The 12,773-nt window shown below is 60.0% G+C and carries 11 protein-coding genes; 6 read left to right on the top strand and 5 right to left on the bottom strand.

The window, feature by feature from the left end; translation table 11 throughout:
* The first annotated feature begins 147 nt into the window (after nt 1–147).
* From ACQRA4_RS09590 to trpA, 6 genes are read left to right on the top strand one after another with little or no spacing between them, the layout of a single operon-like run.
* Nucleotides 148–1,599 carry an anthranilate synthase component I family protein gene (locus ACQRA4_RS09590; protein ID WP_427822854.1) on the top strand — a complete coding sequence of 484 codons (1,452 nt, stop codon included), beginning with the start codon at nt 148–150 and terminating at the stop codon, nt 1,597–1,599.
* Nucleotides 1,580–3,172 carry an anthranilate phosphoribosyltransferase gene (trpD, locus tag ACQRA4_RS09585; protein WP_427822853.1) on the top strand — a complete coding sequence of 531 codons (1,593 nt, stop codon included), beginning with the start codon at nt 1,580–1,582 and terminating at the stop codon, nt 3,170–3,172. Before ACQRA4_RS09590 ends, trpD begins: the two co-directional genes overlap by 20 nt.
* On the top strand, nt 3,162–3,986 hold the full coding sequence (locus ACQRA4_RS09580; RefSeq protein WP_427822852.1) for an indole-3-glycerol phosphate synthase TrpC: 825 nt from the start codon (nt 3,162–3,164) through the stop codon (nt 3,984–3,986). Before trpD ends, ACQRA4_RS09580 begins: the two co-directional genes overlap by 11 nt.
* 2 nt (nt 3,987–3,988) lie before the next feature.
* Nucleotides 3,989–4,630 (top strand): phosphoribosylanthranilate isomerase, encoded by a 642-nt coding sequence (locus tag ACQRA4_RS09575; RefSeq protein WP_427822870.1) that lies wholly within the window; start codon nt 3,989–3,991, stop codon nt 4,628–4,630.
* On the top strand, nt 4,620–5,798 hold the full coding sequence (gene trpB / locus ACQRA4_RS09570; protein ID WP_427822851.1) for a tryptophan synthase subunit beta: 1,179 nt from the start codon (nt 4,620–4,622) through the stop codon (nt 5,796–5,798). The genes ACQRA4_RS09575 and trpB overlap by 11 nt, the downstream gene beginning before the upstream one ends.
* Before the next feature lie 2 nt (nt 5,799–5,800).
* Nucleotides 5,801–6,568 carry a tryptophan synthase subunit alpha gene (gene trpA / locus ACQRA4_RS09565; RefSeq protein WP_427822850.1) on the top strand — a complete coding sequence of 256 codons (768 nt, stop codon included), beginning with the start codon at nt 5,801–5,803 and terminating at the stop codon, nt 6,566–6,568.
* An 85-nt stretch (nt 6,569–6,653) separates the two neighbouring features.
* Here trpA and ACQRA4_RS09560 read toward each other — a convergent pair whose 3' ends face one another.
* The 5 genes from ACQRA4_RS09560 to ACQRA4_RS09540 form a co-directional block, all read right to left on the bottom strand.
* A complete protein-coding gene (locus ACQRA4_RS09560; protein ID WP_427822849.1) occupies nt 6,654–9,668 on the bottom strand; it encodes an Hpt domain-containing protein in 3,015 nt (1,004 codons plus the stop codon).
* 69 nt (nt 9,669–9,737) lie between these two features.
* Nucleotides 9,738–10,106 carry a response regulator gene (locus tag ACQRA4_RS09555; protein WP_427822848.1) on the bottom strand — a complete coding sequence of 123 codons (369 nt, stop codon included), beginning with the start codon at nt 10,104–10,106 and terminating at the stop codon, nt 9,738–9,740.
* A 128-nt stretch (nt 10,107–10,234) separates the two neighbouring features.
* Nucleotides 10,235–10,759, bottom strand: coding sequence for a chemotaxis protein CheW (locus tag ACQRA4_RS09550; protein ID WP_427822847.1), 525 nt, complete (start codon nt 10,757–10,759; stop codon nt 10,235–10,237).
* 137 nt (nt 10,760–10,896) lie between these two features.
* Complete coding sequence (locus ACQRA4_RS09545; protein WP_427822846.1) at nt 10,897–11,673, bottom strand: ParA family protein; 777 nt, start codon at nt 11,671–11,673, stop codon at nt 10,897–10,899.
* A 12-nt stretch (nt 11,674–11,685) separates the two neighbouring features.
* Nucleotides 11,686–12,726 carry a CheR family methyltransferase gene (locus ACQRA4_RS09540; RefSeq protein ID WP_427822845.1) on the bottom strand — a complete coding sequence of 347 codons (1,041 nt, stop codon included), beginning with the start codon at nt 12,724–12,726 and terminating at the stop codon, nt 11,686–11,688.
* Nucleotides 12,727–12,773 lie beyond the last annotated feature (47 nt).

The raw sequence follows: 12,773 nt of genomic DNA, 5'->3' as shown, positions 1-12,773 counted from the left end.
GCTTCAAGGGCTGGTGGCGCATCAACATGCGGGGGGGAGACGTGCGGGCATAAACAGGGTTCCGTTCGTTCCGGTCAGCTATTGTCAAGCGCCGTCTCCCCGCGAGACGGCGCTTTTTTGTTTCCATCACACACGAGGACAGCGAAGATGAAAAACAATGGTACTGCGTCAGCGCCGCTGACAGTGCGGCAATCCGCCCGCTGGCTCCCGGCGGACATGGATACGCCCATCAGCCTGTTTATGGGCATGGTGGGCGCGGGCAACGGCATTTTGCTTGAAAGCGCCGAGGTGGACGGTCGCTGGGGCCGTTACAGCATTCTAGCCTGCGACATGGCTCTGTTTATTTTCTGCCGCGACGGCAGGCTGGCCCTGCGGGTGGAAGATCAGCGTTTCGCGCCGCTGGCTGAGCTGGAAGGGCGCCCTTTTGTGGAAGGGCTGCGCGAGGTCATGGCGCGTCTGGAAATCGCGCCGCCGGAAAACATTCCCGACCTGCCGCCCATCACCCGCGCCCTGTACGGTTATCTGGGCTTTGGCATGGCCGGTTTGTTTAACGCCAAGCTGGCCGCGCTCATGCCGCCCGACGAGGCGGACTGCCTGCTTGCCCTGCCCGGCACGGCGCTGGTTTTTGACCATCTTTACAACCGTCTCTGCCAGATCAGCCTGGGCGAGCACCGCGCCCTGCGCGGCGCCCATGCGGCGGCTTCCGCCCTCATCAAGGACGGCGCCGTCGCCCTTGATGAGGGAAATGTCGTCGCTGAACCCGACGAAGCCGGCTACAAGGCCCATGTGGAGCGCATCAGGGAGATGCTGCGCCAGGGCGAGGCCATTCAGGTGGTGCCTTCGGTGCGTTTCTCCACGCCCTTTGCGGGCAATCCCTTTGAGCTTTACCGGCGCATGCGCCGTTTCAACGCATCGCCTTACATGTTTTACATGCGCTTTCCGGGTATGACCCTGTTCGGCTCCTCGCCGGAGGTCATGGTTCGCTGTGAGGAGGGGCGCTTGCAGCTTTCGCCCATCGCGGGCACGCGGCGGCGGGGCAGGGACGATCTGGAGGACGCCCGACTGGCCGCCGAGTTGCGCGACGACCCCAAGGAGCGGGCCGAGCATGTTATGCTGGTGGATCTCGGCCGCAACGATCTGGGCCGCGTGGCCCGGCCTGGCAGCGTCAATCTGGAGCGTTACATGGAGGTGGAGCGCTATTCCCACGTCATGCACCTGACCAGCAGGGTCACGGCGCGTCTGGCCGACGGCATGGACGCTCTGGACGTGCTGGCCGCCGCCTTCCCGGCGGGCACTGTTTCCGGCGCGCCCAAGGTGCGGGCTATGGAGATCATTCGTGAGCTGGAAGGCCGCGCGCGCGGCCCTTACGCGGGCTGCATCGGCTGGCTGGGGCTGGATCGGAGCGGCGTCAATCTGGATACGGGCATCACCATCCGCAGCATGTGGGTGCGCGACGGTCGGCTTTTCTGGCAAGCGGGCGGCGGCATTGTGCATGATTCCGACCCGGAACAGGAGTGGAAGGAAGTGTGCAACAAATCAGCCATCATGCGCCTGGTCTTGCGCGCGGAGGACGAAGAATATGTTTCTGCTCATAGATAATTACGACTCCTTTACCTATAATCTGGTGCAGGCATTTTACGCTCTGGGGCACACGCCGCGCGTTCTGCGCAACGATGATCCCGCCGTGCTGGATGCGGCGGTCGATCCGGAGCTGAGCATGGTCTGCATCTCGCCCGGCCCCGGTCATCCCGCCCATGCCGGCTACTGCCCGGAATTTCTGAATCGTCTTGATCCGGGCATTCCCGTGCTGGGCGTCTGTCTGGGGCATCAGCTTCTGGGGCTGCACGCCGGGGCGGGGGTGGAAGTGGGGCCATGCATCATGCACGGCAAGCAGTCGGAAATCGTGCACGACGGCACGGGCCTGTTCAGTGGGTTGCCCAATCCCATGAAGGTGGGACGCTACCATTCCCTGGTGGTGCGAGCAGACGAGGATGCGGCCAATCCCCGTTTTACTGTGACCGCCCGCGCCCCTGAAGGCGAGGTCATGGCCCTGCGCTACAATGACCGGCCTTGGGTGGGCGTGCAGTTTCATCCCGAATCGGTGCTTACGCCTGAGGGGCTGCGCCTGCTGGGCAATTTCCCGCGGGCCGTCATGAGCAAGGATAACGAATCCGCCAGCCTGACCGCCATTCTGGAACGCCTGGCCCGCGGGGAAGATCTCACGGCGGAAATGGCCGCCGCCGGCTTCGCTTCGCTCATGGACGGCAGGATGACACCCGCCCAGGCGGGCGGCTTTCTCATGGGGCTGCGCATGAAAGGGGAAAGCGCGCTGGAGCTGGCCCACGCCACCCGCGCGGCCCTGGCGCGCGCCGTGCGCGTTGACGGCATTTCAGGCGTCAGCATTGATGTGGTGGGCACAGGCGGCGACGGCCGCAATTCTTTCAACTGCTCCACGATCACCTCTCTGGTGCTGGCCGGCATGGGGTACAAGGTGGTCAAGCACGGCAATCGGGCCGTATCCTCCAAATGCGGCAGCGCCGACGCTCTGGAGGCCCTGGGCATAGCCCTGGACAAGAACCCGGCTTCCGTGGCCGAAATGGTGCGGCGGCGCAACTTCGCCTTTTTATTCGCGCCGCATTTTCATCCGGCATTCAAAAGCATCGGCCCGTTGCGCAAAGAATTGGGCGTGCGCACGCTTTTCAATATCCTGGGGCCCATGATCAACCCGGCCAGGCCCAGCCATCTGCTTATGGGCGTGGCCCGTCCAGAGCTGGTTCCCCTGGTGGCGGAAACTCTTTTGCAGTCGCCGCTCTATCGGGCCGCTGTGGTTTGCGGCGCGGGCGGTTATGACGAACTGACGCCCATAGGCCCGGCGCAAATCATCCTGCTGCATAACGGCACGGCCAAAGCCCTGCCTCTGGATCCGGCCGATTTTGGCATCCAACCCTGCGCACCCGATGACCTGAGCGTGCACAGCAAGGATGAGGCTGTGGCCGTGCTCAAGGAATTGCTGAAAGGCAACGGCTCGCGTCCCATGCTTGACATGGTGACGCTCAATGTGGGGCTGGCCGTTTACCCGCTGGAAGAGCGCATGGATATGGTCCTGTGTATGGCTCGCGCCCGCGAGGCGGTCGGCGCCGGTCTGGGCAGGAAGGTGCTGCATGCCGCTTGAACGTTTTTACCAGGCCAAGCGGGCTGAAGTGGCGGCCCTGCGGCTGGCGGCGGAGCGGGGAAGCCTGCCCGCGCCTTTGGCGACGCCCCGCCCTGACTTTGCTGCGGCCCTGAGCGCGCCCGCGAGGCGCGCGCCTCTGGCTGTGGTTGCGGAATACAAGCGGGCTTCGCCGTCGCGCGGCGTCATTCGCGCAGACCTTGAGGCGGAAGAGGTGGTCAGCCAGTATGCGGCGGCCGGGGCCGCCGCCCTGTCCATTCTCACGGAGGCGGCATATTTTCACGGCAATCTGGATTACCTGCGCCGGGCCGCCGCGCCTGGCCTTTACCCAGCCGCGCCTTTGCCGCTGCTGCGCAAGGATTTCATTTTTGATTCGCTGCAGGTGCGCGCCACGGCGGCCACCCCTGCATCGGCCCTGCTGCTGATTGTGCGGCTCACGCCTGATGTTGCCGTGCTGCGGCGTCTGCGGGAAGAGGCCGAGTCTTTTGGCATGAGCGCCGTGGTGGAGGTTTTCAACGCGGCTGATCTTCGTCTGGCCCGCGAAAGCGGGGCGCGCGTCATCCAGGTCAACGCCAGAGACTTGCAGACCCTTGCCGTGAACCGCGCGGCCTGTCTGGCGCTGGCCGAGGCCCATCCGCCGGAGAATGGCGAAATATGGGTGGCGGCCAGCGGCATCAGCGCGCCGGCGCATCTGGTCCAGGCCGCGTCGGCGGGTTATGGGGCGGCCTTGGTGGGCACGGCCCTGATGGAGCAGGCCCGGCCCGGCGCGGCTTTGGCGGCGCTGCTGGGCGGCAAGCCGGCTGTGGGGGGGGCATGACCATGCTGATTAAAATCTGCGGGCTGACCCGGCAGGAAGATGTGGACGAGGCCGCGCGCCTGGGTGCGGATTTTTGCGGCTTCGTTTTTCATTCCGGAAGTCCGCGCCATATCGCTCCGGAACAGGCGGCGCGCCTGAAAAGCGGCTCCATGCGGCGGGTGGGCGTTTTTGTGGAGCAGGAGGCTGATGAAATCCTGCGCGTCATGCGCGAGGCGCGTCTGGATTTTGCCCAGCTGCACGGCGGGCAGAGCGTAGCCTGTGCGCGTGCCGTGGGCGCGGAACGGGTAATTAGGGCAATCTGGCCGCACCGCCATCCGCATCGGGCACAGCTGCATGCCGAACTGCAAAGACATGCTGACGCCTGCGCCTGCTTTCTGCTGGATGCGGGCGTCGCAGGCGGCGGCAGCGGCAGGCGTCTGGACTGGCGGAAACTGGGCGAGTTCAAAGCGCCGGCCCCCTGGCTGCTGGTCGGCGGGCTGACTGCGGACAATGTGCGGCAGGCCTTGTCGCAGTGCGCGCCTGACGGTGTGGATTTCAATTCCGGCATTGAGGACGCGCCGGGACAAAAAAATGCGTGTGAAATGGCGGCGGCCGTGGCTGCCGTCGCACAAGCCAAGGCAATGGGGAGACAAGATGAAAGATAGCTATTTCGGTGAATTTGGGGGCTGCTTTGTGCCCGAGCTGCTCATGCCGCCACTGCTGGAAGTTGAGGCGGCCATGCGTGAAATCATGCCGACGCCCGAATTTCAGGCGGAACTGGACGATCTGTTGTGCAACTATGCCGGGCGGGCCACGCCGCTGACCCATTGCCCCAGGCTTTCGGAGGAGCTGGGGTTCAACCTCTGGCTCAAGCGCGAGGACCTGCTGCACACCGGCGCGCACAAGATCAACAATACTCTGGGCCAGGCCCTGCTGGCCAGGCACATGGGCAAAACGTCTCTGGTGGCTGAAACCGGCGCTGGCCAGCACGGCGTGGCCACGGCGGCGGCCGCCGCGCGCCTGGGCATGAGCTGCGTTATTTACATGGGCGGCGAGGATGTGGAGCGTCAGTCCGCCAATGTCCGTCGAATGAAGCTGATGGGCGCTGAGGTGCATGCCGTGCAAAGCGGTTCGCGCACGCTCAAGGACGCCATTAACGAGGCGCTGCGGGCCTGGACAGCCAGCCAGCGGACCACGCATTACTGTTTCGGAACCGCCGCCGGTCCGCACCCCTTTCCCACCCTGGTGCGCAATCTGCAAAGCGTCATAGGTCGGGAAACCCGCGCCCGGATGCTGGAAAAAACCGGCAGGCTGCCGGATGCCGTGGTGGCCTGCGTGGGGGGCGGTTCCAACGCCATAGGCATGTTTCACCCCTTTCTGAAGGATGCGCAGGTGCGACTTATTGGCGTGGAGGCGGCGGGCAGCGGCGAGCCTGGCTGCTTCAATTCCGCTCCCCTGAACCTGGGCGCTCCCGGCGTGCTGCACGGCAATTACAGTATGCTTTTGCAGAATGATGACGGCCAGATTGAGCCTTCGCACTCCATTTCAGCCGGTCTGGATTATCCCGGCGTGGGGCCGGAGCATGCCTTTCTGCACAAGAGCGGCCGGGTGCGCTACGGCATGGTCAGGGACGCCAACGCTCTCGCCGCCCTGATGCGTCTCTGCCGGACGGAAGGCATTCTGCCCGCTCTGGAGTCGTCGCACGCGCTGGCCTGGGTGCTGGATCATCCGCGGGAGTTCGCGCCCGGCAGTCATGTGGTGGTCAACCTCTCTGGCCGGGGCGACAAGGATATGGATATTATTCGCGCGGCGCTTGCCGAAAAAGAGGTGTAACCATGCATTTTCTTGAAGAAAAAATTCGCAAGACAATGGCCGCCGGGCGTCCGGCGCTGATTCCCTTTCTGACGGCCGGTTTTCCCGACAGCGCGCGCTTCTGGCCCACGCTGATGGAACTGGACGAGAACGGCGCGGACGTTATTGAAATCGGCGTGCCCTTTTCCGACCCCGTGGCCGATGGCCCGGTGGTGGAAGAGGCTTCGCGCCGGGCCTTGAGCGACGGCGTGAACTTACGCGGAATTCTGAAAGAAATGGCCCGGCGCAAGGGCCTGATCAGGGCGGGCGTGGTGCTGATGGGCTATTTCAACCCCTTTTTGCAGTATGGTTTGCAAGAACTGGCCCGTGACGCGGAAAAAGCCGGGGTGCATGGTCTGATTGTGCCGGATTTGCCGCATGAAGAGTCCGGCCCCATGCGTTCCGCCCTGAACAAGTGCGGCATTGCGCTGATCCCTCTGGTGGGGCCCAATACCAGCGAAAAACGCATGGCGCTCTATGCCGCCGAAGGGCAGGGCTATGTGTATGTCGTCTCGGTTATGGGCATCACGGGTGAACGATCCGGCCTGGCCCCGCAGGTGGCGGAAACCATAAAGCGTGCGCGCGGGGTTTTTTCCCTGCCGCTGGCTTTGGGCTTTGGCCTGAGCGAACCTTCACAACTGGCGAAGCTGCCCGCTGACGCCAGGCCGGATGCCGTGGTTTTCGGCAGTGCCCTGCTTGCGCATCTGGACGCCGGAAAAAGCGCGGCGGATTTTCTGGCGCGCTGGCGCTAGGGGAACGCCATTTTGATGGAAGCGTGAAAAAAACCGGGAAGTTTTTTCATACGATGAAAAAGGGGGCTTGCGCCCCCCTTTTTTTCTACTGTTTTGCCGCGACAGCTGCCGGCTGTTTGCTTTGATCAACGCCTGGCACCATGGAAGCCTTGGATGTGGACATGAGGTATATCTCATGCGGGTCAAGAATCAGAATCACTGAGCCGTCGCCCATAATGGTGGCCCCGGAAATGCCCTTGAGGTCGCCCAGATACGCGCCCAAAGGCTTGATGACGATTTCCTGGCGTTCAAGAAGTTGATCCACCACCAGGCCCAGACGGCGCTCGTTATCGTGAATGACAACGACAGACAGCACTTCCGGCAACGGATCCGTGCGCGGGAGGCCGAGCATTTCAGACAGTTCCACAATGCCCAGCACCTCACCGCGCAGTGTAACAGCCTTGCGGCCTTTGACGTCGGTGAGGCGCTCAGCTTCAATCTTGGTTGTTTCCGACACGGCATCCAGCGGGATGGCGTACATCTGGCCCGACACGTTGACCATCAGGGCATCAATGATGGCCAGGGTCAGCGGCAGGCTCAAGGTGAAGCGCGTGCCCTTGCCCACTTCTGAATAGGTGTTGACGCTGCCTTTCAGGTTTTTAATGTTGGTTCGCACCACATCCATGCCCACGCCGCGTCCAGAAATATCGGTAATTTTTTCAGCGGAGGAAAAGCCGGGGGCAAAAATGAGCTCCATAGCCTCGCGGTCGTCCAGCTGCGCCGCTTCCTCCGGCGTTATAATGCCCTTGCGAATGGCGACTTCACGCATTTTTTCAGGATCAATGCCCTTGCCGTCGTCCTCAATTTCAATGGCGACGGAATTGCCTTTATGAAAGGCGCGCAGGGTGACTTTGCCCTTGGGCGGCTTGCCGGCGGCAATGCGCACATCTTCCGGTTCAATGCCGTGATCCACGGAGTTACGGATCAGATGCACCAGAGGGTCGCCGATGACTTCCACCACGCTTTTGTCCAGTTCGGTTTCCTCGCCTTCCATGATCAGATCAACTTCCTTGCCGCTCTTGCGCGACAGATCGCGAACAAGACGGGGGAAACGCGAAAAGACAGAAGAGACGGGCACCATGCGGACTTTCATGATGGTGTCCTGCAAGTCATCGGAAATGCGGGCCATGGCATAGGTGGTTTCGGAGAGACTTTGAGCCACTTCCGAAATATTGACGTTGTCGCCGCCCTCAAGAGAGCGGGCAATCATGGTATAGCGGTTGCGGTTGATAATCAGTTCACCGATGAGATTCATCAGGTGATCCAGGCGTTCATGATCCACACGGATGGTGGAGGAACTTTTGTGCGCGTCATTGGCCGGAGCGGCTGCCGGCTTGGCGGCGGGGGCAGCGGCGGCTTTTTTGGGCGCGGCCGCAGGCGGGGTGGGCGCGGGAGCCGGTTTGGAAGCCTGCGCGGCGGGCGTCGGCCTGGTTGGGGCCGCTGGCGCGGGAGCTGGCTGCGGCTTGGCCGCTTCAGCCTTGGCCGGCGCCGGAGCAGCGGGAGCCGATTGCTCTTTCGCGGGCACAGGCTTGGCCTCCGTCTGCGAAGGCGGTGTTTCGCTTTCGGCGCTGTCGGCGACCTTGCCTTCATTCAGGGCTTTTTGCACCATATCATCAATGATGCCCACTTCCTGACTCAGCAAATCCACCATCAAACCGAAATCAATGCCGCTGTTGCGCCCCTGATCCACGATGCCCGCCGTGCGCTCGGCATAGACCTTGATTTCGTCCTGCCCCATAAAGCTGCAGGCGTTTTTGATGGCGATGAGGCAACGGTACACGGCGTCAATGGAGTCTTTGTGACTGCCGTCTTTTTGCAGCGTCGCCAGGGCGGCGCGAATGATTTCAATCTGCTGGCGCACTGTCACCCGAAACACATCTGCGTCATCGCCCTCAGAACCCACCGCAATGATGGTGGGATTGACCACCTCTACCGGCGCGCTTTCAGCGGATACCGGCTCGGCTTGTCCGGTGTCGTCAGCCGGTTCACTCTTCCTGGTCCGCGAACCGCCGTTCTGGGCTGCCAGAAGTTCTTCGGGCAGGGAAATGGGGCCGCCGGCCAAAGCCTGCTGCAATTGCTTGATAACCGGGCTCGTATCAAAAGGCGTGGTCCGACCGCTGGCGATATCAATTCTCTGCACCAGACCTTCCATCACGTCCACGACCAGCAAAAGCAGGTCTATAAGTTCGTGACTGGGCGTAATTTTGCCCTGCCGCACATTATTGAGCAGCGTTTCGGCCTCGTGAGTCAGGGCGTTCAGATCATTGTAGCCGATGATCCCGCTGTTGCCCTTCATATTATGGAAAAAACGGAAAAGATCGTTGACCAGGTCTTCCCGACCGGTGGGGTTCTCTTCCAGTTCCAGCAGGCCGTCATTCAGGCTGGCGATAATCTCATAGGATTCATCAATAAAATCTTTGAGATGCCCTTCGCCAAAAGCCGTGAGCGCGTACGGCTCGCCGCAGGGCAGGGAGGCAACCCATTCTTTGGTGCTCATGGGCTGGACAATATCAATATCTTGCGAGTTTTCTTCCCCGTCCTGGGGCGCGGCTTCAGCCGCCGGGGCGGTGTCATCCTGCGCAGCCTGATCCGGCGGGGCTGCCTGAGATGAGGCGGCTTCTTCTGTCGGGGCGGCGGGCTCAGGCTCCGGCGCGCCCGGCGCGTTTTCACCAGCCATGATGGCGTCAATCTGCGCCATGATGTGCTCAATTTCAACGTCGCCTTCGGCGTTGGAGGCTTCAAGATTGTCGATCATCTGGCGCAGGGCGTCTGTGGAGGCCAGGATCACATCCATGATCTCCGAGGTCACCACCATGGCGCCTTTGCGCAGCTCGTCCAGAATATTTTCAGATTTGTGCGCCAGCTGATTGATCCGGTTCAGGCCCAAAAAGCCGGAAGCTCCCTTCAGGGAGTGCATGGGGCGAAAGATATCGTTGAGTAAAGCCAGATTGTCCGGAGTTTTTTCAAGTTCCAGCAGATTAGGCTCAATGGTTTCAAGGTGTTCCTTGGCTTCAGCGATAAAATCCGCAAAAAGTTCCGGATCAAAAAATTCCTGGCTCATAACCCATACCTTCGTTTGGCTGAAAGAGCAGCAATGCCCCACAGGGGCGCATACTGTTCTCTTTATCGGCTAGCCAAGAAGCATCTTTATATTTCGAACCATTTTTTCCGGCTGGGCGGGTTTGACCATATAGAGGTTGGCGCCCAGGCTCATGCCGGTTTGGATGTCCTGCTCCTGCCCTTCAGTGGAGAGGACAATGATGGGAATGTCCTTGTAGGCATCCTGCATGCGGATGGTCTTGATAAAAGTAAAACCGTCCATGCGCGGCATGTTGACGTCGGAGACGATCAGGTCCACCGGGTCGAGACTGTACAGTTTTTCAATGGCGTCCAGGCCATCTTCGGCGGTGCTGACCCTGAAGCCTTCGGATTTGAGCACAAAGGCCACAAGGTTGCGAATGGTCTTGGAATCATCGACGACCATGATGTGTTTAGTCATAATTTTGTTCCTGCCTGTTATCTTGTGGCTGTCAAATCCGGCCTATTTCCATATCTTAGTGAGTCTGCGCCGTTTTTGCAAGAGATAGTCTGATTATGCGCGCGCTTTATTATTACAAATCAGTCATATCAGGTCGCAAACATTTTTTTAACAATCATGTCGGGATCAAGAATGCCGCATACGCGATCATTAATATCGGCTATGCCGCATAAAAAATCGGCGCTGGCTCCCAGCTGGATTTCAGCGTTCCACGTTATTCTATTTTGTTCAACAATGTGCATGCTCTGGATTTTGTCGATAATCAAACCTAATTGCATTTGTTCTGAAGCATGAACAATAATGAAGCTTTGCGCCGTATACCGGTAATTCTGCTCCTGGGTGAGCAGGGCGTCCAGATGGAGCAAAGGGGTCACCCGCCCGCGCAGATTGATGACCCCCGCCACAAAAGGCGGAGCCAAAGGCAGCCTGACTGTGGGAACATAGCGCAGCACTTCCTGAATCGCCGCCACAGGCAAAAGAAATACCTGCCCGCGCACGAAAAAGGAAACCATTTGTACGCGGGGTTCGCCGTGTAGCCAGTCTTTGAGCGAAATCCGGGCTTCCGCTTCATGCTCCGTTTCAGCGACCGACAGGGCCGCATCCGGTTCCAGCACGGGCAAGCCCGCCAAGGCGTCAGCGCCGAGATATTTCTGAACAAACGCCTGCTCCGCCTCACTGAGCCCGCCCCCCGACGCGCGGCGGGCATCTGGCGTTTCAAAGCACTGGTCGGCAAAATATTCTTCCGGCGTTTTTACCATAAACTGAGCACTTCCTCGGCCAGGGAGTCGTAGCTAAGCGCGCCTCTGGATTGAACGTCAATATCATAAATGGTGCAGCCCAGCGCGCTGGCTTCCCGAAAATGCGTATCCACGCCGATAATGGTGGCAAACATGGCATGCCCCATCTTGTGGCGCATCAAATTCAGCACCCGCGTGCATGCCTTGGCCCTTTTGTCATACATAGTGGGCACTGCCCGGTAACGGATGGGGCTCGGCAATACCTTGTTCAACGTGTGCACCGTGTCAAACAGCAGCTTCAGGCCGTGCAAGGCCAAAAAATCAGTCTGAATGGGAATGATCAGCAGATCAGCCGCCACCAGCGCATTGACCAGCAAAATACCCACATGCGGCGGACAGTCCAGTACCACAAAATCATACAGAGGCGTCAACGTCTCTAAACTACGCGCCAGAATACTGCCCTTGGCGCTGCGCTCCCGGAAGTCCACTTCCAGTTCCGAAAGGCGTATGCTGCCGGGGGCGATATCCATGCCCTGCAGGGCCGCAGGGTGAATGATGTCCGGCCAGATGCCCGGCCATACGCCGTCTTGCGCCAAAAAAACGTCGTACAGACTGGCGCGCAGCTCTTCTGGATAAATCCTGGCATGCAGCGTGGCGCAGGCATGCGGATCAAGATCCAGAAGCAGCACCTTTTTACCACGCCGCGACAGGGCGCTGCCTAATGTCAAGGAAGTGGTGGTTTTGCCCACGCCTCCTTTTTGATTGGCTATAGCCAGAATTTTTGCGCACATAACGTCATGGCGTCAACTCAGCTTGCGATAGACGATGGTGCCTTTGTGATGCTCAAGCTGGAATGAACGACTGATGTTGTGCAGAGATTCAGAATGACCAATGAGCAACACGCCGTTTGGTTCCAGATTATCATAAAACGCATTGATGACTTTTCGCTTCATTTCATCATCAAAGTAGATAATCACATTGCGGCAGAAAACGATCTGCGATTTTTCGACCCGGCGCAGTTGTTCCTTGTCGCTCAGGTTAATCTGGCCGAAGGAAATTATTCGCTTGAGCGCGGGGTCCACCTTGTAGAGATTGCCTTCCTGGGTGAAGTAGGAAGAGACAATCTCCTTGGGGGTCGTGCGCAAGGCGTATTCATTGTACACGCCGCGCCGCGCCGCGCCCAGCACGGCTTCCGAGAGGTCGTTGGCCGTAATCTTGATATCCCATGTGCGGATATCGCTTTTGAGCACCTCATGCAGAATGATGGCCAGCGTATATGGCTCTTCGCCGGTGGAACAGCCGGCGGACCATATTCTCAGCTTTTTCTGGCCGGATTTTCTGCACCGCTCCAGCGTTTCAGCCAGCACGGAGTTTTGAAATACTTCCAACTGCGGCGGATTGCGAAAGAAGCTGGTTTCATTGGTGGTTACCACTTCAAAAAGCTTGTTCAGCTCTGTGCGTCGGTTGGCGTCGAAACGCAGAAAGTTGTAATATTCGTTGTAACTTTTGAGGTTTAATTCCTTAATACGGTTGGAAAGCCGGTTTTCCACAAGGTATTTGCGATTTTCGGCAATAAATATGCCGCATTGCTGATAGATGAAATCACGCAGCAGCACAAATTCCTCGTCAGTAATCTGCAAATCCTTGCGGAAGGGAGATGCCGTCCGAAAGGAAGGCGCGGTCTGGGCCTGAGGGCGAAAGGCGGCGCCGGGCTGCAAGGGCGGGCGCTGGCTGGCGGGTTGCCTGCTGAATGCGGAAGGACGCGCGCCGGTTGTGCCGAAGGCTGACGGGCCGCTTCCGTCCGCCGCGCCGGCGGGCCTGGTGAAGCTTCGCAGGGACGGCATGGCCGCATTCTGCGCGCCGGAGGGCGTCTGAACGACCGATCTGAAAG

This window comes from Desulfovibrio sp. SGI.169, from assembly GCF_050313595.1.
Lineage (GTDB): Bacteria > Desulfobacterota > Desulfovibrionia > Desulfovibrionales > Desulfovibrionaceae > Desulfovibrio.
The sequence above is the reverse complement of the archived record's forward strand: the minus strand, read 5'-3'. Positions and strand labels throughout refer to the sequence as shown.